Origin of the sequence: Salinibacterium sp. NG22 (genome assembly GCF_015864925.1) — a bacterium.
Taxonomy (GTDB): Bacteria; Actinomycetota; Actinomycetes; order Actinomycetales; family Microbacteriaceae; genus Rhodoglobus.
Window position 1 is genome coordinate 1,686,334 of the sequence record NZ_JADYWG010000001.1, and the last position, 20,967, is coordinate 1,707,300.

The window sequence follows — 20,967 nt, forward strand, 5'->3', positions numbered from 1 at the left end:
CATGCCCGTCACGAGAAAGAAGACTCTCGCTGCTGTCGCTGCCCTCAGCGCCACAGCACTGATCCTTACCGGTTGTTCAGCCGACGGCGGAAGCTCCGACGACAACGTGCTCCGCATCGCCATGGGTTCCCCCGGAGAAGCTCAGATCCGCGTCTGGGATGACGTAGCGGCACAGTACGAAGCCGCCAACCCCGACGTCACCGTCGAGATGAACTACCAAGACGACGATCTGTACCAAACCATCGGGCTTCCTAACCTGCTCAACGGGCGCAACGCTCCAGACATCTACTTTGAATGGGCGGGAGCGCGGCTGGAACAGCGTGCCGCTGACGGATTTGCTGCCGACCTCACGGAAGCCGTGACATCCGGCCCCATTGCTGGTCTCTTCGATGACGAAGTCTTCACCTCGCTCACCGTCGATGGTGCCGTGGTGATGGTGCCTCATTCCGCTGACGTCACCAACGTGCTCTGGTTCAACGAAGATATTTTCGCGGATGCCGGGCTCACGCCTCCCACGACGTGGGATGAACTGCTCGCCACCTGCGACGCACTCGACGCCGAGGGAATCATCCCGATCGCCTCGGGCAACAAGGACCTGTGGGCTGCTGGCAACTGGCTCGCCCACCTGACCTCGCGTGTTGTCGGGGAAGAGGCCTACAGCGCAGCGCTCTCGGGCGACGCCGACTTCAACACTCCCGAGTGGATCGAAGCCTTCGGTTACGTCGAAGAGCTCGCTGACCACAACTGCGTCAACGAAAGCGTCAACGCGGTTGATGACAACGAGGGTGCTCAGCTCTTCTTCCAGGGCAAGGCCGCCATGCACGCGATTGGTTCGTGGCTCGTGAGCTGGGCGATCGATGAGGCACCCGACCTCAACTTCGACTACGTAAACCTGCCAGCCATGCCGGGTGAAGGCAACCAGGAGAGCGTCATCGGTGTTGTCACCGGGTACGTCGTCAACGCCAAGAGCACCAAGCAGGATGAGGCCGCCGAGTTCTTGGCCCTGCTCAACAACGACGAGAATGTTCAGCAGTTCATCGGTGCGGAGCTCACTCCGATGACTCTGTCGGCCGCGTCGGGCGAAGACATCGACTCGCGCACTGCGTCACTCACGGCTCTGCTTGAGACCGCCCCGGCGATCGTGCTGCCGCCCGACAACGGCTATGACCTCGAGACCGCGAACGCTCTCTACGCTGCACTGGCAGAGGTTCTGGGTGGTCAGAAGTCCCCCGCGGATGCCGTTGCCGGCATAGATCAAAAGCTTGGCTAACCATCTCCCCCATTAGTTAGCCAACCGTGCTGGTCGTCCGTCACCCGAAGGCGGACGACCAGCACTCCTTCGAAGGAACCACCGCATGAAGCCGAACCGCACGGCAACCCCGTATCTGTTCTTGGTGCCCGCAATGGGCGTCTTCGGCTTCGCCGTGTTGTTCCCCGTGATCATGACGTTTGCCTACAGTTTCACGGAGTGGAACGGCTACGGGGCCATGGTTTTTGTCGGCATCGACAACTACGTCAAGGCTGCCAACGATGTACTGTTCCGCGATTCCTTTGTGCACGTGCTCATCTACATCGCGATCACGATCGTGCTTGAGGTCGTTGTCGGTTTGGTTCTCGCGGGGCTTGTGAGTGTGCGCCGCCGCGGTTCTCTCTGGTTCCGGGTTGCGATCTTCACCCCCGTGATGCTCCCCATGGTCGTCGTGGCTGTCCTGTGGGCGTTCGTCTACAACAACGACTTCGGTCTGCTCAATGCCGCCTTGCAATCCTTGGGTCTTGAGGACCTCCAGCGGGTGTGGCTTGGTGACACCTCCACTGCGTTGATCGCCGTGAGTGTCGTGTCCGGTTGGGTATATGCCGGTTTCTACATGACTATCTTCTACGCCGCGTTCAACCAGGTGCCCACCGAGGTCATTGAGGCCGCTCGCCTCGATGGCGCCGGCGAATGGCAACTATTCCGCAGCATCAAGGTGCCGATGATCCGCAATGCGATCACGGTCGCGCTGTTGCTGTGCATCACCGGTGGTTTCCAAGGCTTCGACCTCTTCTACGTGATGACGAACGGCGGCCCGTACGGTGCCACCGAGATCCCCACCACCTATCTCGTGAAGTCGGTATTCACTTTCCAGAATGTTGGCTACGGATCGGCCATGGCTGTCGTGCTCACCGTCGTCGTTGTGGGGCTTGGCCTGATCTTCACGCGAATCAATCGCGAGAAACCTGAGGAGGTGCGCTCATGAGTATCGACTCTCGCAAGAAGTCATCCGGGTTAGCCCGCACGCACACCGCGAAGCATCACGCCGGCCGGCGCGCTCCCCTGCGGATCGCCGATGTGCTCTTCACCGCAGCGCTCATCGTCATCGCTGTCGTGTTCTTCTTTCCGATGCTCTGGATGGTGTTCTCCAGTTTCAAATCGAACTCCGCGATCTTCGCAACCCCCTTCGCCCTCCCGACCGAGATCGACTTCGGCCGCTGGGTCGAAGCGTTCGAGGTTGGCCACATCGGCCAATACGCGCTCAACAGCGTGATCGTCACCGGAGCTTCGGTGCTCGCCATCCTGCTGCTGGGCGCAGCCGCGGCTTTTTCCTTCAGCCGTTATCGCTTCCGCGGTCGTAACCTGTTTATGGGGTTACTGGCGCTCGGCTTGCTGCTTCCCCTGCAGTCGTACTTCATCGCGCAGTCCACGATGTTCACTCAGCTGGCCATCACCGACACCCGCTGGGCCTTGATCATTCCGTATACCGCGATGGGCCTGCCGCTCGCGGTCTACCTTCTCAAGGTCTATCTGGACGCCGTGCCCGACGAACTCTTCGAGGCCGCCCGCATCGATGGCGCCAGCGACCTTCGCATCTTCGGCTCGATCGCGCTGCCCCTGCTGCGCCCCGGGCTCGCCACCGTCGCAATCTTCTCCGCGCTCTCGAGCTGGAACGAGTTCTTGCTCGCCCTGCTCTACATTCAGGATGATGCGCTCAAGACAATCCCCACCGGACTCCTTGCATTCTCGAGCCGGTATGTAACCGACTACGGCCTGCTGTTCTCAGCGCTCTCGATCGTGACCCTGCCGATGATCGTGATCTATATCGTCTTCAACAAGCAGATCGTCGAAGGCATCACCGCCGGCAGCGTGAAGTAGCTCAGCAGCTCATGCGAGCCCGGGGGAGTCAGGCCTGAATAGCCGGGATGGGCTGGGCCCGGGACATGAACCGCACGACGTTCTCGTCGACGATGATGTCGCTCGGGCGAAGCGGCCGAGTCAGGTAGAGCCCCTCCAACCTGCTGATGCGGCTGAGGGCAACATAGGTCTGGCCGGGAGCGAAGGAGCGTGGCCCGAGATCCACTATCGCGCTGTCGTAGGTCTTGCCCTGTGATTTGTGAATCGTGACCGCCCAGGCGAGCCGCAGCGGAAACTGCGTGAACTCGGCAACGACATCTTTGCGAAGCGCTTTCGTGCGCGCCGAGTAGGAGTATTTGAACTTCTCCCAGGCGACGGGCTTCACTTCGTAATCGCGCCCGTCGATCTCGACCCACACGGTGTCAGCGATCTTAACGACAGTGCCGACGCTGCCATTGACCCAGCGTTGCGTTCCACCCTCTTGAGTGTCGTTGCGCAAGAACATCACTTGCGCGCCCACCTTGAGCTCAAGGGATTCATCGGCGGGGTAGGCGCGACCGCCGAACTCTCCCGAAATCTCGGCCTTCGCCGTCAGTACCCGACCGGGGAGTCGCGCGAGCGCTGTCGCGTTGATGCGCGTGACGGTGCTGTTCGTGGTCGCAAGGGTAATCGTGCCGTCGTTGGGTGCGGGGCGCGCGCCCACCGCGTTGAGACGGCCTGCGATTTCAGCGGTGACGCCGTTGTGGCGCACGGCATTGAGCATGTATTTGAACTCATCCTCATGCTGGCGATGGATGCTCGTGAGTTCGTAAATCGTCAGGTCGGTCTGTTGCCACACGAGAGCGTCGAAGAACCAGATCGACTCGTAGCGGTCTTCGAAGTAGGCCCGCTCATCCGGGTCGCCCGGAACCGGGGCCAATTGATACGGATCACCGAACAACACGACCTGCACCCCACCGAAAGGCTCCTTCTTGCGCTGACGAGCCTGGCGCAGGCTGCGGTCAATCGCATCGAGAAGGTCGGCGTTGACCATCGACACTTCATCAATCACGAGGGTTTCGATGGTGTTGAGCAGCTTGCGGAGTTGATCAGTCTGTTCGAGCTCGTGGTCGGCAATAACTCCGATGGGCAAACGGAACAGCGAATGGATGGTCTGTCCGCCCACATTAAGCGCCGCAACACCGGTCGGAGCACAGATCACAATCTGCTTCGACGTGTTGTGCGCGAGGTGGTTGAGCAGAGTGGATTTACCGGTGCCGGCTCGCCCCGTGACGAAGAGGTTCTCCCGCGTTGTCTCGATGGCAGCGAAAACGGCTGCTTGCTCGGGCGACAGGGTAATTTCGGACACCCAATCACCCTAATGCTGCTGCCTGCTGGTCTCGTGCCCGCGCGCCACAATCTGTGGTTCGTCTCCGGCACGCCTCAGCGGTTTAGGATGTGTGAATGCGTCGCGAGCTTGTTACCTGGTCAATCGTGTTTGGGCTGATCGTTGTCGCCTTCATCACGACTGTCCTCATTGTGAACGCGACCCTGTTCAGCGCGAGCGGCTTTGTGCGCAGTTATCTTGGCGCCCTCGCTCGCCACGACATGGCATCCGCTCTGCAGATTGCTGACATCGAACTGGCCGAAGACCATGGGGCATCGTCCGACGATGGCTCGGGCGCGACGCCCATCGACACGACCGGCGCTGGTTCGATGCTGCTTGCGGGCTCGCACGATCTGTTGCGGCCCTCAGCGCTCAGCACGATTGAGGATGTTGCGCTGGTCTCGCGGGAGATCAACGACGACGGCTCCGAAACCGTCACCTTCGTGTTCGAACTCGATGGCGAGACCTCTCACACCACGTTCACGGTGGAACGCGACGGCACCCGTTTCGGTGTGTTCGCCGACTGGAAGTTCGTCACCGCGCCCCTCACGATCGTGCGCCTCACCGTCTCGAACACTCAGGAGTTCACCGCCAACGGCTCCGAATTTGTCACGCCAGCCCAAGACACTCCTGCGCCCTACGTAGTGTTGGCGCCCAGCAGTTTCGAGCTCAGCCATTCATCCACGTTCCTTACCGCCGAGCCAATCGTCGTGGCTGCCACTGACCCCGGCGGCACTATCCGGGCGCGGCTTGAGGCCGTCGCAAACCAGACCATGATTTCCCAGGTGCAACGCGAAGTGAACGACTACCTCGATGAGTGCGCCACCCAGGTCGTGCTGCTGCCAACCGGCTGTCCGTTTGGCCAGCCCATGGCCAACCGCATCATCACCACTCCGGAGTGGAGCCTGGCGAGCTATCCCGAGGTTTCGCTCGTGCCCGGTGCTGAGACGGGAAGCTGGCTCATGCCGGAGACGGATGCCGCAGCGCACCTCACGGTCGATGTCCGCTCCATTTTCGATGGCTCCATTTCCAGCTTCGATGAAGACGTTGATTTCACCGCGAGTTACCTCGTCACCTTCTTGCCGGACGACCAGTTGCTCATCACACCGCAGTACTAGTCTTCCCCAGCCGATAAACTGGTGCCTCAGCGTCACGAAAGGTAGGACCGATTGCAGTACACCTCTACGCGAGGCCACGCCCTCGGCTCGTATACCGATGTCATCCTCGAAGGTCTTGCGAGCGACGGCGGGTTGGCGGTCCCCGGGCCACTCCCGCAGGTCGATTCAGCCCTGCTCGAGTCGTGGCGCGATCTGAACTTTGCCGAACTCGCGACGGCGGTCATCTCACTGTTCGCGAACGACATTGCAGAAGACGACCTCGCGCGCATTTGCCACGCAGCGTACGACCCGGCCAAGTTTTCTACGAGTGAGATTGTTCCCGTCAGCGATCTCGGCAACGGTCTGACGCTTGTCGGTTTGTCCGAAGGCCCGACGCTTGCCTTCAAAGACATCGCCATGCAGTTTCTTGGCGAGGCACTGGATTTCGCTCTCGCGAAGTCTGACGGCGTCCTCAACATTCTGGGCGCTACGTCCGGTGACACCGGTTCAGCCGCCGAGTACGCGATCCGCGGCAGAGAACGACTCAGCGCCTTCATGCTGTCGCCCCGCGGCCGCATGAGTGAGTTTCAGCGGGCGCAGATGTATTCGCTGCAGGAGCCGAACATCCACAACCTCGTGGTCGACGGTGTTTTTGACGATTGCCAAGAGCTCGTCAAGGAACTCTCGAGTGATGCTGCCTTCAAGCAGGCGCACAATTTGGGCGCGATGAACTCCATCAACTTTGGGCGAATCTCCGCGCAGATCGTCTACTACTTCTGGTCGTGGCTGCGCGTGACCGATGCCGTAGACGTGCACGACCGGGCAGACTTTGAGGTTTCCTTTTCGGTACCGTCCGGCAATTTCGGCAACGTGCTTTCGGGTCACTACGCGCGAACGATGGGTCTGCCCATTCGAAAACTCGTCGTAGCGACAAACGAAAACAATGTCCTCGACGAGTTCTTCAGGACTGGTATCTACCGTCCCCGAAACGCAGCAAATACGCTCGCGACCTCGAGCCCGTCCATGGACGTGTCTAAAGCATCCAACCTCGAGCGTTTTCTCTTCGACCTACTCGGCAACGATGCGGACCGCCTTCGTGGCCTCTGGCAGCACCTCGGCAACGACGGTTTCGTAGACCTCACCGCAGAGCAGCCACGCTTCCTGGAAGAGTTCGGAATCGTCAGCGGCACGAGCACTCACCAGGATCGGGTCAACACCATCCGGTCAGTCTTCGAGAGCACGCAGGTGCTTCTCGATCCGCACACTGCGGACGGTGTCGCTGTCGCCCATGCCCACATTGAGCCCGGTATTCCGATGCTGGTCCTGGAAACGGCAAAGCCGGCCAAGTTCCCCGACGTTATCGCTGAGGCACTCGGCCGCATTCCCGCCACCGACGAGGCCTATCGCGAGATGCTCGAGCTTCCGCAGCACCAGATCGATATGCCCGCGGATCCGAACGAATTACGCGCCTACATAGCGGAACACGCACTCCACTCACGCTCCTAGCCGGCAGGCTTAGCGCTTAGCGCTTAGCGCTTAGCGCTTAGCGCTTAGCGAGCATCTCGTTGTAGGCATCCAGCTCTGCATCTCCGTCGCGGTCGGCCTTGCGGTCGTAGCGCACGGATGCACGACGGTCGCTGCGTGACCACATGATCGCCACGGAGATGGCGAGCGCGATCGTGGGGATCTCGCCAACACTCCAGGCGATGCCGCCACCGATGCGTTGATCCTCGAGCGCCGTCACCCCGTTGTCCCAGCCCATTGCGCCATACCAGTCCGCCAGCAGCAGCCCGGTGCCGGTCATGAGGCCCAAGCCGAAGAAGGCATGGAACGCCATTGTGGCGAGCAAGATGAGCAAGCGAATCGGGAACGCGGTGCGGTGCGGCGACGGGTCGATACCGATGAGTGACTGCACGAACAAGTAGCCAGAGGCCAAGAAGTGGATGATCATCCACTCGTGCCCGACGTGGTCGGTGGAAGCCCAACGGAACAGCGGTGTGTAGTAGAAAACCCACAGCGAGACGACGAAGATAAGTGCCGCAACTACCGGATGCCCGATCGCGGCCATGTACCGCGAGTGCACGATCCTGAGAATCCATTCGCGCGCGCCGCGACTGCCGTCAGTGCGTTTGGTAATTGCCCGCATTGCGAGCGTGACGGGAGCACCGGGCACGAGCAGCACCGGGATCATCATGCCGAGGGTCATGTGCCCCAGCATGTGCATCGAGAACAGGTAGCCCTCATAAACATTTACGCCGCCATTGGTGATGTAGAACAGCAGCAGCATTCCCAGCACCCAGAACACGGTGCGGTAGATGGGCCAGGAGTCGCCTCGCTTGTGAAGGCGCCAGACACCGGCAAGGTAGAAGAAGATCGCGAACGCGCAGATCAGCACCCAGATGAGGTCGAAGCTCCACAGGGTGAACAGGTTGCTTGCGGTCACGGTCGGAGGCAGCGGGGAGCCGGTGAGGTAGGCCGCGGAGGAGGAGTCGGGCAGGTCAGCCGCCACGATTTCTGGCACCGGAGTGGGTGTCGCCGCGAGAGCGGCGGCCGCGCCGGAAGCGAGCCCCATGAAGGCCAGCTCGGCGGTGACAATCCACCAGAACCATCCGCGCTTCTTGCGGGGGCTGGCTTCGAGCCGGCCGATCGCATAGTTGCGGTACACGGCGCCGAAGAGGCCCAACACGATCAGAGCAAAAACTTTAACGAGAACGAGGATGCCGTAGGGCGACAGCAGGTTCGTCAGGTTCTCGACCCGAATTTCTGCACTCACATAGCCGGAGGCGGCCACCACGATGAAACTCACGAGTGCCACCGATGAGTAGCGTCGCAGCACGAGACTCAGTCGGTCTTTAGTGAGGGTGGGGCGGGCGATCGCAATCGCGAGGAGTCCGCCGAGCCAGAGTGCGGCGAAGATCAGGTGCAAGAAGATGGCGCTCGTGGCGGCATCGTGGTCGGCGGTTCCGCCGCTGTGGCCCTGTAGGGCCATGGGGATGAGTCCGGCAACGGAGAGCACGAGCACGAAGACCAACGCGCTCATATTGCGCACCGCGAAGCACAAAACGGTCACAACGGCCGCTATGAGCACCGTGGCGAGCCACGCCTGACCCAGTTCGGTAGAGGTCAGAAAACTTGCGAGAACGTCACCAAAGGCGCTGGAGAGGTCAATGGGCTGGTTGCGCACCGCCAAAAACGTGAAAAACCCCGTAATAGCGGATGCCACAGCCCACACAGCGGCGCCAGCGGCGGCAAAGTCGAGAGTGATCGCGAATTCGTCGCGCTTGGGGCTCATCGCGAAGACGGCGATCATAAGCCCGCCGATGGTTGCCGCAAGCCCGAGGTTGACGAAGAGTTTCGCGATCGGTAATCCCCAGCGCACAACAGCACCGGGGTCAAGAAGGATCGGAACCGCAGCGCCGCCACCGAACTGGAGACCGACGATAGCCGCGATTGCTGCCACAAGGATCAGCAGGGCGGGTCCGGCGATCCGGCTGATTCTTAGCACCCCTCAAGAGTACTCGCGGTTAAACGGGAGTTAGCCCGACGCCGAACTCGCCTGAGAGTAGGCGGGAACGCAAAAAGGGCGACATCCCGAAGGATGTCGCCCTTTTAAAGTTGCTACTTAGCCCTTGGCTGCTGCCTTGAGCTTGCTGCCTGCGCTGAGCTTTACGCCGTGGCTGGCCTTGATCTCGATAGCTTCACCCGTCTGCGGGTTGCGGCCGGTGCGAGCCTCGCGGAAGGTACGCTCTGCAGCCATCCATCCGGGGATCGAAACCTTGGTTCCTTCGCCGACCGACTTCGAGAGTACGGAGAAGAATGCGTCAACGACGCCGGAAACGGCAGCCTGGCTCTGGCCAGACTCTGCGGCAACCGCCGCTACGAATTCAGTACGGTTTAGCGACTTGTCAGCCATAAGGTGGTCCTCCTCGGACGTAGTGCAGTTAGTTGTTCCGAAACGTTAGAAAACGTCGGAACCGCTTGGAATCTACCAGCTTGACTTGGTAATTCCGGGCAACTCGCCCCGGTGAGCCATTTCACGGAAGCGAACACGGGAAACACCGAACTGCTTGAGGTATCCACGGGGACGTCCGTCAATGGCGTCGCGACCGCGTACGCGGATCGGCGAAGCATCGCGGGGGAGCTTCTGAAGTCCGAGGCGTGCAGCCTCGCGTGACTCGTCAGTTCCGGCGGGGTCGACGAGAGCCTTCTTCAGCTCGAGACGACGCTCGGCGTAACGCGCAACGATAACTTTGCGCTGTTCGTTCTTTGCAATCTTGCTTTTCTTAGCCATGTTTAGCGCTCCTCGCGGAATTCAACGTGCTTGCGAACCACCGGGTCGTACTTCTTGAGTACGAGGCGGTCGGGGTTGTTGCGACGGTTCTTGCGCGTCACATAGGTGTAGCCCGTTCCAGCAGTTGAACGGAGCTTGATGATCGGACGTACGTCCTGTGCCTTTGCCATTAGATTTTCTCCCCACGTGCAAGGAGGTCCTTGACAACGGATTCGATGCCACGAGCGTCAATTACCTTGATGCCCTTTGCGGACAGCTGAAGAGTTACGTTGCGGCGAAGCGACGGTACGTAGTACGTCTTCTTCTGGATGTTCGGGTCGAAACGACGCTTGGTGCGACGGTGCGAGTGCGAGATTGCGTGTCCGAAGCCGGGAATGGCGCCGGTCACTTGGCAGGTTGCTGCCATGGTGATACTCCTGTTCTAGTTACCGTAAGGACAAAGCCTTACCCAAGATCACTTGTCGGCACACACACTGCATTCTTCTCAAACCCGTGTTTTCGCACGAATTCAATCAGGGTGGGATGTGTCTGCGAGAGCGGAAGATACCGCTCGATCAACGGTATATGTTACGTGCTAGAGCACGCTGGGCACAACCCGAAAACGTCAACAATGTGGTGAGGGTCGGTAAAGCCGTGTTCTGCGGCCACATTTTTCGCCCACTGTTCGACGGCATCCGCCTTGATTTCCACGGTTGTTCCGCATTCGCGGCAGATCAAATGGTGGTGGTGCGAGTCGGGCGTGCAGGCCCGAAACAGGCTTTCGCCGTCTTGCTGCAGCGAGTCAGCGTCACCCGCTCCGGCAAGGTCTGCCAGGGCCCGATAGACGGTGGCAAGGCCGATCGCGCTGCCGGCGTCGCGCAGCGCACCGTGGAGCGATTGAGCGCTCACGAAACCCTCTGACTGACTCAGAGCATCCCGCACCGCTTCTCGCTGCCACGTATTGCGCTTCATAGTCGTCATTCTAACTATTTCCCCGCCGGGGTTGCTGTGATCAGTTCAGCGCCGGATGCGCGGCTCGTGCTGCGGCGACCACCACGAGCACGGCGAGCGCCCACCACCCGGCAGACCAGGTAAATCAGGAACGAAATCGTCGTGATGTACGGACTAATCGGCAGCGAGCCACCGATCGCCAACAGCACACCGCCGGTGGCCGAGACAAAGCCGAAGATCATGCTGAGCACCGGAACCAGACGCGGCGACGACGAAACCTGCATCGCTGCTGCCGCCGGCGTCACGAGCAACGCCATCACGAGCAACGCACCGATGATCTGCACCGCAACGGCCACCATGAGGCCGAGCAGCACCATGAACCCGAGCGAAAGCATCCGCGAAGGAACACCGCGCGCCGCAGCAACCTCGGGATCGAGGCTGTCGAACGTGAGCGGTCGCCAGACAACAAACAGAGCGGCCAGCACGACAACGCTGATCACGATCAGTAGGCCAAGTTGCTCGCTATCGACCGAAATAATTTGCCCGGTGAGGAGCCCAAACTTGTTTCCACTGCGTCCGGGGTAGAGCGCCAGAAACAGGATGCCCAAACCCATCCCAAACGGCATGAGCACGCCAATAATCGAGTTTCGATCGCGAGCCTTCGCCCCGAGCATCCCGATCAGAATGGCGGCTACAAGCGAGCCGGCAATGGAACCCGCCACCACATTGGCACCAAACAACAGGGCTGCTGCTGCTCCCGCAAACGAGAGTTCGCTGATGCCGTGCACAGCAAAAGCCATGTCGCGCTGCATGACGAAGACGCCAATGAGCCCACCGGCGATACCGAGCACTGCCGCGGCAATGAGCGAGAACCGCACGAGGTTGAGCAATTCGCCATAGTCGCTGAAATTGACGACCTGGCTCCAGAAGTCTGCGAAGGTCACGCGATCTCCTCCTCGTGGTGGTGATCGCCCTGGGGGATACCGGCCACAATCACGCGGCCGCCCACCCGCACAACCTCAACGGGAGTGCCATAGAGCTCAGTGAGCACTTCGCTGCGCAGCACTTCGTCTGGGGTGCCAATCGTGAACTTTCCGCCAGCCAAATACAGGATGCGGTCGACCATGCCGAGCACCGGGTTCACATCGTGCGTCACGAAAATGACCGCAGTGTTGTGTTCGCGACGTCGACGGTCGATGAGTTCAGAGACACCACGCTGGTGCTGCAGGTCAAGGCTCAACAAAGGCTCGTCGCAGAGCAACAACACGGGGTCGGCTGCCAGCGACTGTGCGACCCGCAATCGTTGCTGCTCGCCGCCCGACAGCGAACCAAGGGGCTGACCCGCATACTCGGTCGCGCCGACGTCAGCGATCAGTTCATCTACCCGCAGGCGAACGCTGTGGGGGAGTGTTGGTACACCAAAGCGGTGACCGTTCACCCCGAGCGTCACGAGATCGCGACCACGCAGGGGAGTGCCTGGGGCCGCAAGTTTCTGCTGCGGAATGTAGCCAATGCAACGATCTCCGCGGTGAACCGGATGCCCGTTCAAAGAAATCGTGCCTGAATCCAGCTTCTGCTGCCCCAGGATCGCCTTCAACAAACTCGACTTACCGGAACCGTTCGAGCCGAGCACCGCCACAAACTCGCCAGGTGCGACATCGAGATTGAGGCCGGACCAGAGCGTGCGCGACCCGAAGCCGAGCACCCCATCACGGATGCTCAGCACGGGTGTTGCAGGTGCAGTGCCGTTCACGGGCTCTGCTGTGGTGCTGGTCACGCGGTCACCCTGCTCATTAAGCAAGGGCCTCCGCGAGTGCATCGAGGTTTGACGACATCCATTCGACATAGTCTGACCCCTCAGGCAGGGTCTCGGTGAACGACACCACCGGAAGTCCCGCCTCGACAGCGGCTTCACGCACGCGCTCCGTTTCGGGGCTCGAGGTCTGATCGTTGTACGCGAGCAGGGCGATGTGGTCATCTTCGACGAGTGCAAGCACCTCGAGCAGCGCCGAGGGCGGCACATCAGATCCTTCTTCAATGGCCTCGGTGAAGTCGGTGGGAGTGTCATTGTGGAGCCCAACAGCCTCAAGCAAGTAGACCGCTACCGGCTCAGTGACCGCAGCACCACGGTCGCCTGAGGTCTCGGCGATCGTGTCGGCCTGTGCCTCAAGAACCTCAAGGTCAGAGAGGTAACTGTCCAAGTTGGTGTTGAACAGATCGGCATCGTCGGGGCTGAGCGAAATCAACTCTTCGGTGATGTGCTCGGCGATGTGTTCCATGGCGTGGAAGCTGTACCAGACGTGCTCGTTGAAGCCTTCGATGTGATCGTGGCCGTCATCCGTGGTGTGGTCGTCGGCCTCATCTTCGGCGTGGTCATCCTCAGCGTGCTCGTCTTCAGCATGGTCGTCGTCCTCGAGGAGGCCTGACTCGTCAACGGCGGTCACGAGAATCGCGCCCTCACCGGCCGCTTCGTAGAGTGCTTCGGCGAAGGGGTCATAGCCACCGCCGTTGACGATCACAAGTTCTGCCTCCGAGACAGCGAGCTGGTCGCGCGCTGAGGCTTCGTAGCTGTGGGGGTCTTGGGCTGCGCTTTCGATGAGGCTCGCGACAGTCACAGCGTCGCCGCCGAGAGTGGAGACAAGGTCGCCATAGACGATCGTGGAGGCAACGACGGTGATCGTGCCGTCATCCTCAACGGGTGTGGCCGCCGCGCACCCGGCAAGGGTGAGGGCAGAGACGGCGAGAACGGCACCCGCGGTGAGGGCGCGTGGTCGGGAAGTGGTGAAGCGAGACATCAGAATGTCCTTCTAAGGCCGAAGCCAGTCGTGGTAATGAGATTCGTTATCAATAGAGTACATGATGAATTGCTGTCGGCGAATCAGGCAACACACGTGTCTCGCCGATAATCTCGATCGTGGCGAGCAATTCGCCGTTATCGAAAGGATCGCCGTGTCATCCACCACCACAAACTGGGCAGGCAACCTCACCTACAGCGCCGAGACAGTCCTGCACCCGACGTCCGCCACTGAGGTGCAACAACTCGTCGCCCAGTGGCCCCATGTGCGTGCGCTCGGCACCCGGCATTCTTTCACCGACATCGCCGACACCCCTGGCGCGCTGATTTCTCTGGCTGAACTCGATCCCGCGATCCAGATCGACCCGGCAACGATGACCGTCAGCGTCGCCGGCGGCACCAGCTTCGGCATCCTGATCAACGAACTCGAAGAACACGGTTTCGCCCTCCACAACACCGGATCGCTGCCGCACATCTCGGTGGCCGGCGCGACCGCAACCGGCACTCACGGTTCAGGAGACGGCAACGGCATCCTCTCCACGGCCATCGCCGCGGTGGAATTGGTGACGGCAGACGGCTCCCTGGTGACCGTCGATCGCACCAGCGCGCACCTGCCCGCGCTGGCCGTCGGGCTCGGAGCCTTTGGCATCATCACGCGCGTCACCCTCGACATCGAACCGAGCTACCGCGTGCGCCAAGACGTCTACCGCTTCGCGCCGTGGGAAACCGTGCTCGAACAACTGGATGACGTGATGGCCAGCGCCTACAGCGTCAGTCTCCTCGCGGACTTCGCGAGCCCCACCGTCATGCAGATCTGGTTGAAAACCCGTCTGGCCAACGGAATGGAACCCGAGGTCGCATCCACCCTGTTCGGCGGGGTTTGGTACGACGACTCCGAAGAACTTACGCCCGAAAACGTGAACCCGCGCGCGAGTGTTCCCGGCCCGTGGTCAGAGCGGATGCCGCACTTCCGCCTTGACGGTCAGCCGTCTAACGGCGGCGACGAACTCCAAAGCGAGTACTACGTCGCGCGCGAACACGGCGTCGAAGCGTTGGAGGTGCTGCGAACTCTGGGCACCCAAATCTCGCCCCACCTGCTGATCTCGGAAATCCGCACCGCCGCCGCCGACTCACTCTGGATGAGCCCCGCCTACGAGCGCGATGTTCTCTGCATCGGCTTCACCTGGGCTAAACATCCGGCCGAGGTCGCGGCGCTACTCCCCGTGATCGAACAGGCTCTCGCGCCCTTCGCACCGCGGCAGCACTGGGGCAAGTTGTTCCATTATGGCGCCGACGTCATCCACGAACGCTTCCCCCGCAGCGGCGACTTTCTTGCACTGCAGCGCGAGTATGACCCGCAGGGCAAGTTCTGGAATCCCTTCCTCGAACGCACCCTCGGGCCCCGCTAGCGCGCTACTTCTTTTTCTCAGGAGCCGAAGCAACGCTCGGCTTGTGCCCATTTTCGTTCCAGGTCTTGAGAATCGCCCAACCCACCGCTGCGATCGGCACGGCAAGCACAGCGCCCACGATGCCGCCGAGGATCGTGCCGGCCGTCAACGCCACCAAGATGACGAGCGGGTGGATGCTCAGGGACTGCGCCATCACGACGGGCTGCAGGAAGTTGCCCTCGAGCTGGTTGACCAGCACGACGATGCCCAGCACGATGAGTGCCACAACCCAGCCATTCGTCACGAGAGCGACGACCGCGGCAAGGATACCGGCGACGGTGGCACCGACGAGTGGGATAAAGGCTCCCAAGAAGACGATCACCGAGAGGGGCAGCGCGAGCGGTACCTGCAAGATCGTGAGCCCAATACCGATACCGAGCGCGTCGACGGCGGCAACCGTTGCGGTTCCTCGAACGTAGCCACCGAGAGTGCGAACCGCGGTGTGGCCGATGCGGTGTCCTCGTGCGAGACGTTCGCCTGACATGGGCTTGAGGAAGAACTCCCAAATGCGGTCGCCGTCTTTGAGGAAGAAGAACAGGATGACCAGGCCGAGCAGAATACCGGTGACAATCTGCGCCGCCGCAGACACTCCCTGAATGGCGCCGAGGCCGAAGGTCGCGCTCGTCACGAAGTCGATACCCGCGTTCCACGCCTCATCGAGGGCAGCCTGATCAATTGCGAACGGACCATCAAGCGCGAAGTCCTTGAGCTGCTCGAATCCTTCAACCGCCGAGTCGGAGAGCTCAGACCACTGGTCCTCCACCGCAAACACGACTGCGGTGACCAAGCCACCGAACACCGCGATGCCGCCGAGCAACGCGATCCAGGTCGACAGAGCACGCCCGACACCGCGGCGCCGCATCCACACCACAATCGGGCTCGCGGCAGCAGCGAAGATCAGGGCGATCAGCACGGGGATGACGACGAGCTTGAGCTGCGTGAGAGCAAAAACGATCACCGAAACCAGCGTGAGCAGCAAGAGCACCTGCAGAGCCCGAATGGACCAGGCTCCTAAGCGGTCGGTCCACAGCTCGTGAATTCCGGGGCGCTTCGAATCGGATGCTGGCGCTACTGCAGACGACTTTTTCTTCGTGACCATGCGGCCACATTACCTACCGTTTCAGGTAATTGAGTGCAACGCCGGGTGGTTAGTGTCGAATGCTCGGCTGTTAGTCGAGCAGGAGGGCAGGCTCTTCGAGCACACTCGCGAGGTCGGCCACGAAACGGCTCGCGACATCCCCATCAACGATGCGGTGGTCGAAGCTTGCGCTGACCGTCGTGACGTAGCGCGCCCGCACTTCGCCGTCGACAACCCACGGCTTCTGCTTGATCGAACCCAGAGCCACGATCGCGGCCTCACCCGGGTTGATGATCGGCGTTCCCGTATCCATGCCATACGAACCGATGTTGGTGATCGTGATCGTGCCGTTCGACATTTCAGCGGGCTGCGTCTTGCCATCACGCGCGGTGAGGGTGAGCTGTTCGAGGGATTTCGCGAGCTCGAGCAAGCTCAACTCTTGAACGTCCTTGACGTTCGGAACGATGAGCCCACGAGGCGTTGCTGCCGCAATGCCCAAGTTCACGTAGTGGTGAACGATGATCTCTTTATCGGTCCAGCTTGAGTTCACCGTGGGGTTGCGGCGCACAGCCCAGCTCACGGCCTTCGCCATGATCAGCAGCGGGCTCACGCGCACACCAGCAAAATCGGTGGAGTTCTTCAGACGCTTCACGAACTCCATGGTTCGCGTGGCATCCACGTCAGTAAAGACGCTCACGTGCGGCGCCGTGAAGGCACTGTGCACCATGGCTTTCGCGATGGCCTTGCGCACGCCCTTCACGGGAATGCGTTCTTCGCGCTCGTCGCCCCACTCGGGAGTTTCGATGTTGCGGAAGACGCTCGCCTGCGACGCGTGACGAATCACGTCTTCGCGAGTGGTTTCACCGGCCAACCCTGTCGCTACGACCTCGGCGAGTTCAACACCCAGGTCTTTGGCGAGCTTGCGGATCGGCGGCTTCGCGATGATCGGGCTGGCGAACGACGCGGGCACGGATGCCGGGCGAGGCTTTGCCGCTGCGGCGGCAGCGCCATCCTTCGCAGGCTGCCCACCCTTGCGACGGCGCGAACTGACATGTCCGCCCGTGCCGTAACCAACAAGGACCGCTCCGGGCTTGTCATCGTCGTTGGCAATTGTGGATGCCGTGTCAGCGACGGCAGCGGCAGCGTCGTCGGCCGCGCTGCTCTCTGCCCCAACGTCGGACATCATCCCGTGGCTTTCGTCTTCACCGGAACCGGGTGCGGTCAGCTCGACTGAGCCGCCGACGGATTGCACGCTGATGATCGGGGTGCCAACCTCAACGGTCGACCCCTCCTCGACCAGCAGCTGCTGCACGGTACCGGCGAAAGGCGAGGGGAGTTCGACGAGCGACTTAGCCGTCTCGATCTCCACGAGAACCTGGTTCACAACGATTTCGTCGCCGGGCGCAACCTTCCAGGAGACGATCTCGGCTTCAGTAAGCCCCTCGCCCACATCGGGGAGAGGAAATTCAGATACGGCCACGGGGGCCTCCTTCGTCAGTAGGCCAATGCCCGGTCGACAGCATCCAAGATGCGGTCAACACTGGGCAAGTACACGGATTCCAGCTTGGCAGGAGGGAACGGGGTGTCGTAACCACTCACGCGCAGCACAGGTGCCTCGAGTGAGTAGAACGCACGCTCTGCCACGGTAGCCGCAACCTCCGAGCCCACGCTGACATTCCCGGGTGCCTCTTGAACAACAACAACGCGGCCCGTTTTTTGGGCGGATGCCACAATCGGGTCGTAGTCGATGGGGGAGAGCGATCGAAGGTCAACAACCTCGACACTCGTGCCTTCCTCGGCGGCGAGCTCAGCTGCTTGCAGCAGCATCGACACGATCGCACCGTGACCCACGAGGGTCACTTCGGTGCCGTCACGCACTACCCGGCTGGAGTGAGTGGCGATACCGGCCGACTCGCGGTCAACCTCGCCCTTCTGCCAGTAGCGGGACTTGGGCTCGAAGAACATCACGGGGTCATTGCTCGTAATAGCTTCTTGAATCATCCAATACGCATCGTGAGGCGTAGCGGGGCTGAGCAGACGCAACCCGGCAGAGTGCGCAAAGTAGGCTTCGGGGCTCTCTTGGTGATGCTCGACGGCACCAATGTGTCCGCCGTAGGGAACACGAATCACGACAGGCATCTGAAGCGTGCCTTCGTGGCGCGCGGTCAGCTTCGCCAGTTGGGAAGTGATCTGGTCGAAGCCGGGAAAAATAAAACCATCGAACTGGATCTCGCACACCGGGCGGAATCCGCTCATGGCAAGCCCGATCGCGGTACCCACGATGCCGGACTCAGCCAGGGGAGTATCGAGAACCCGCTTGTCTCCGAACTCAGCCTGCAGACCCTCGGTGACTCGAAAGACTCCGCCGAGCGGCCCAATGTCTTCACCCATGAGAAGTACTTTGCTGTCGCTGCCCATGGCGGCGCGCAATCCCTCGTTGAGGGCCTTCGCCATTGTCATCGTCTCAGTCATTAGTTGCCCTCTTCAAACGATGCCTCGAAGTCGGCGAGTGCTGCGCGCTGCGCATCCATCACCGGATGCGGGTCGGAATAGACATGGTCGAAGAGCGTCGACGTGGCCGGCACCGGCAATTCGGTGATGCGCTTGCGGATGTCGGCAGCGAGGTCGTCGCCTTCAGCCGCGATCTCGTCGAAGAACGCTTGGCTCGCGCCGCGGCTCCGCAGGTAGGTGTCGAAGCGCGTGATGGGGTCGCGCTGGGCCCAAAACTCGAGTTCGCTGTTCTCGCGGTACTTCGAGGGGTCATCACTCGTGGTGTGGGCACCCATGCGGTAGGTGAGGGCCTCGATGAAGCGGGGGCCTTCGCCAGCGCGGGCAGCATCCAGGTTGGCTTTGCTCACGGCGAAGCTTGCGAGAACGTCGTTGCCGTCGATTTGAACGCTCGGGATGCCGAAGCCTTCGCCGCGCAGATAGAGCGGCGTGCGCGACTGGCGTGACACGGGCACCGAGATTGCCCAGTGATTGTTTTGCAAGAAGAAGACTTGAGGGGTTTGGTAGCTGGCGGCGAAGACCATTGCTTCGCTGACGTCACCCTGGCTCGTAGAACCGTCGCCGAAGTAGACCATGACGGCCGCATCGGTGTCGGGGTTGCCGGTGCCCGAGCGACCTTCGAGGTTCATGCCCATGGCATAACCGGTGGCGTGCAGGGTCTGCGAACCAATCACGAGCGTGTAGAGGTGGAAGTTGTCGTGGTCCTTCGGATCCCAGCCACCATGGCTGAGGCCGCGGAACATCGACAGGATTGTGATCGGGTCAACGCCGCGCATGAGCGCAATGACGTGTTCCCGGTAGGAGGGAAAGAGGTGGTCTTGAGGTTTGGCGGCGAGTGCTGAACCGACCTGAGCGGCCTCTTGGCCGTGGCTCGGAACCCAGAGGGCAAGCTGGCCCTGACGCTGCAGGTTTGCTGCCTCAATATCGAAGCGGCGCATCACCACCATGTGGCGGTGGAATTCCTGAAGAGCGTCATCACTGAGCTTGTCGACATACGGGAGGTACTGTTCGCTGGCATCGCTGTGAACGAGCGTGCCCTCGGGAGACAGCAGCTGAACCGTCGCGGCGGTATAAGACATTCGACTAATCTAACGCGGCCAGCGTTAGATCGTTTCCCTTGAAGCGACAACCTCTTGCGCTGCTCTTAGGAGTTTCTCCACAGATTCCTCTTCGCCGACACTCACACGAAGGCCTTCGCCGAGTGCACGAACGACGATCCCGTGTGACCGGAATACCTCTGCAGCCCAGTCGGTTACTGACCCGGTGGGCAACCAGACGAAGTTGCCGTTGGGGGCGGGCACGTCCCAGCCTTGCTCGCTGAGGCCGGCAACGATTCTGTCGCGCACCGCATTAATGCGGGTCACCCGCTCCAACAATTCATCTTCATGTTCGAGGGATGCGATAGCTGCTTTCTGCGCAATCTCCGTTACCGAAAGCGGAATCGCTACCGCTCGCGCTGCATCCATCACGTATTCGGGGCCAACCGCGTAGCCGATGCGGAGGCCTGCAAGGCCGTAAGCCTTGGAGAAGGTGCGCAGCAATACAAGGTTGGGGTAGGTACCGACGAGTGTCTCTCCGCGCACGGCATCGGCGTCGGTCACGAACTCGCGGTAGGCCTCATCGAGAACGACAAGAACGTTCTCGGGAACCGTTGCCATGAAGTCGCGGAATTCGGCATCCGTCACCACAGTGCTGGTGGGGTTGTTGGGGCTGCAGACAATAACAACGCGAGTGGATGCCGTGATGGCGTCGCTCATTGCCGCCAAGTCGTGCCGGTGGTCGCCCTGGTTCGCGATCTGCACGCTTGTGGCTCCGGCCGCAGATACGAGCAGCGGGTACGCCTCGAAGCTGCGCCAGGCGTAGATGACCTCGTCGCCGGCGGCTGCGGCGGCGCTCACGAGTTGCGCGAGAACGGCTACCGAACCTGCCCCAACCTGCACGCTGTCGGGGGTTACGCCGAAGCGTTCAGCAATCTGCACACGCAATACAGCGGCGGATGCGTCGGGGTAGCGGTTGATGGTGTCGGTGGAGAGTTGCGCGAGCACTGATGGCAGCGGCTCGTAAGGGTTTTCGTTGGAGGACAGCTTGAAGGCATCCGCGGCGGCAGGCGCACCCTGGCGGTAGGGCACGATGGCGGCGATTTCGGGCCGAAGCTGTACTCGTTTGCTGGTCACCTAACCAGCCTAGGGCCGTGAGTGGGCACGTTCGTTTCGCGCCTGTGACAATGTGCCGGTCGAATCGGAGGTTCGGTTATGCGTCGGGTCGTGTCTCGGACCGCATCTCGGGTTCTGGCGCAGTTCAGTGGATGGTCATTGCGGCAGCACAAACGCGTGCTGCATAGTTGTC

The 20,967-nt window shown here is 61.2% G+C and carries 21 protein-coding genes; 6 read left to right on the forward strand and 15 right to left on the reverse strand.

Features of this window, described 5'->3' with window-relative positions; all coding sequences use genetic code 11:
- Position 1: 1 nt before the first annotated feature.
- The 3 genes from I6E81_RS08200 to I6E81_RS08210 all read left to right on the forward strand — a co-directional run bounded on the left by I6E81_RS08200 (position 2) and on the right by I6E81_RS08210 (position 3,130).
- A complete protein-coding gene (locus I6E81_RS08200; protein WP_197106836.1) occupies positions 2-1,270 on the forward strand; it encodes an ABC transporter substrate-binding protein in 1,269 nt (422 codons plus the stop codon).
- Between the two features lie 85 nt (positions 1,271-1,355).
- Complete coding sequence (locus I6E81_RS08205; RefSeq protein WP_197106837.1) at positions 1,356-2,237, forward strand: carbohydrate ABC transporter permease; 882 nt, start codon at positions 1,356-1,358, stop codon at positions 2,235-2,237.
- A complete protein-coding gene (locus I6E81_RS08210; protein WP_231599617.1) occupies positions 2,234-3,130 on the forward strand; it encodes a carbohydrate ABC transporter permease in 897 nt (298 codons plus the stop codon). Before I6E81_RS08205 ends, I6E81_RS08210 begins: the two co-directional genes overlap by 4 nt.
- A 28-nt stretch (positions 3,131-3,158) precedes the next feature.
- Here I6E81_RS08210 and I6E81_RS08215 read toward each other — a convergent pair whose 3' ends face one another.
- A complete protein-coding gene (locus tag I6E81_RS08215) occupies positions 3,159-4,457 on the reverse strand; it encodes an ATP-dependent RecD-like DNA helicase (RefSeq protein ID WP_197106838.1) in 1,299 nt (432 codons plus the stop codon).
- A 95-nt stretch (positions 4,458-4,552) separates the two neighbouring features.
- Here I6E81_RS08215 and I6E81_RS08220 point away from each other — a divergent pair, with 95 nt between their 5' ends.
- Positions 4,553-5,593, forward strand: coding sequence for a hypothetical protein (locus tag I6E81_RS08220; RefSeq protein WP_197106839.1), 1,041 nt, complete (start codon positions 4,553-4,555; stop codon positions 5,591-5,593).
- A 51-nt stretch (positions 5,594-5,644) separates the two neighbouring features.
- Positions 5,645-7,078 carry a threonine synthase gene (thrC, locus tag I6E81_RS08225; RefSeq protein WP_197106840.1) on the forward strand — a complete coding sequence of 478 codons (1,434 nt, stop codon included), beginning with the start codon at positions 5,645-5,647 and terminating at the stop codon, positions 7,076-7,078.
- A gap of 37 nt (positions 7,079-7,115) precedes the next feature.
- Here thrC and I6E81_RS08230 read toward each other — a convergent pair whose 3' ends face one another.
- The 9 genes from I6E81_RS08230 to I6E81_RS08270 all read right to left on the reverse strand — a co-directional run bounded on the left by I6E81_RS08230 (position 7,116) and on the right by I6E81_RS08270 (position 13,588).
- Complete coding sequence (locus I6E81_RS08230; protein ID WP_307784127.1) at positions 7,116-9,077, reverse strand: cytochrome c oxidase assembly protein; 1,962 nt, start codon at positions 9,075-9,077, stop codon at positions 7,116-7,118.
- Positions 9,078-9,194: 117 nt separating this feature from the next.
- Positions 9,195-9,485, reverse strand: a complete 291-nt coding sequence (locus I6E81_RS08235) for an HU family DNA-binding protein (protein ID WP_100387826.1) — start codon at positions 9,483-9,485, stop codon at positions 9,195-9,197.
- 72 nt (positions 9,486-9,557) lie between these two features.
- Positions 9,558-9,863, reverse strand: a complete 306-nt coding sequence (rpsN, locus tag I6E81_RS08240) for a 30S ribosomal protein S14 (RefSeq protein ID WP_197106841.1) — start codon at positions 9,861-9,863, stop codon at positions 9,558-9,560.
- Between the two features lie 2 nt (positions 9,864-9,865).
- Entirely contained in the window at positions 9,866-10,033 is a 168-nt protein-coding gene (gene rpmG, locus I6E81_RS08245; protein WP_009773536.1) for a 50S ribosomal protein L33, read from the reverse strand.
- A complete protein-coding gene (gene rpmB / locus I6E81_RS08250) occupies positions 10,033-10,269 on the reverse strand; it encodes a 50S ribosomal protein L28 (protein ID WP_129072582.1) in 237 nt (78 codons plus the stop codon). Before rpmB ends, rpmG begins: the two co-directional genes overlap by 1 nt.
- Before the next feature lie 161 nt (positions 10,270-10,430).
- The gene (locus tag I6E81_RS08255) at positions 10,431-10,814 is read right to left on the reverse strand and encodes a Fur family transcriptional regulator (protein WP_197106842.1); all 384 of its coding nucleotides are present in this window, start codon (positions 10,812-10,814) and stop codon (positions 10,431-10,433) included.
- Positions 10,815-10,828: 14 nt separating this feature from the next.
- Positions 10,829-11,737, reverse strand: a complete 909-nt coding sequence (locus tag I6E81_RS08260; protein WP_197106843.1) for a metal ABC transporter permease — start codon at positions 11,735-11,737, stop codon at positions 10,829-10,831.
- Positions 11,734-12,612 carry a metal ABC transporter ATP-binding protein gene (locus I6E81_RS08265; RefSeq protein WP_197107218.1) on the reverse strand — a complete coding sequence of 293 codons (879 nt, stop codon included), beginning with the start codon at positions 12,610-12,612 and terminating at the stop codon, positions 11,734-11,736. The genes I6E81_RS08260 and I6E81_RS08265 overlap by 4 nt, the downstream gene beginning before the upstream one ends.
- Positions 12,587-13,588, reverse strand: a complete 1,002-nt coding sequence (locus I6E81_RS08270; protein ID WP_197106844.1) for a metal ABC transporter solute-binding protein, Zn/Mn family — start codon at positions 13,586-13,588, stop codon at positions 12,587-12,589. Before I6E81_RS08270 ends, I6E81_RS08265 begins: the two co-directional genes overlap by 26 nt.
- A 154-nt stretch (positions 13,589-13,742) precedes the next feature.
- On the opposite strand from I6E81_RS08270, the gene I6E81_RS08275 reads away from it, so the two are divergent.
- Positions 13,743-14,996 carry an FAD-binding protein gene (locus tag I6E81_RS08275; protein ID WP_197106845.1) on the forward strand — a complete coding sequence of 418 codons (1,254 nt, stop codon included), beginning with the start codon at positions 13,743-13,745 and terminating at the stop codon, positions 14,994-14,996.
- A 4-nt stretch (positions 14,997-15,000) separates the two neighbouring features.
- On the opposite strand, the gene I6E81_RS08280 is transcribed toward I6E81_RS08275, so the two are convergent.
- The 5 genes from I6E81_RS08280 to I6E81_RS08300 form a co-directional block, all read right to left on the reverse strand.
- Positions 15,001-16,134, reverse strand: a complete 1,134-nt coding sequence (locus tag I6E81_RS08280; RefSeq protein WP_197106846.1) for an AI-2E family transporter — start codon at positions 16,132-16,134, stop codon at positions 15,001-15,003.
- Positions 16,135-16,204: 70 nt separating this feature from the next.
- Positions 16,205-17,593, reverse strand: coding sequence for a dihydrolipoamide acetyltransferase family protein (locus I6E81_RS08285; protein ID WP_197106847.1), 1,389 nt, complete (start codon positions 17,591-17,593; stop codon positions 16,205-16,207).
- Between the two features lie 14 nt (positions 17,594-17,607).
- Positions 17,608-18,585 carry an alpha-ketoacid dehydrogenase subunit beta gene (locus I6E81_RS08290; RefSeq protein WP_197106848.1) on the reverse strand — a complete coding sequence of 326 codons (978 nt, stop codon included), beginning with the start codon at positions 18,583-18,585 and terminating at the stop codon, positions 17,608-17,610.
- Positions 18,585-19,700 (reverse strand): thiamine pyrophosphate-dependent dehydrogenase E1 component subunit alpha, encoded by a 1,116-nt coding sequence (locus I6E81_RS08295; RefSeq protein ID WP_197106849.1) that lies wholly within the window; start codon positions 19,698-19,700, stop codon positions 18,585-18,587. Before I6E81_RS08295 ends, I6E81_RS08290 begins: the two co-directional genes overlap by 1 nt.
- Positions 19,701-19,724: 24 nt before the next feature.
- The gene (locus I6E81_RS08300; protein ID WP_197106850.1) at positions 19,725-20,795 is read right to left on the reverse strand and encodes a histidinol-phosphate transaminase; all 1,071 of its coding nucleotides are present in this window, start codon (positions 20,793-20,795) and stop codon (positions 19,725-19,727) included.
- Between the last annotated feature and the right edge of the window lie 172 nt (positions 20,796-20,967).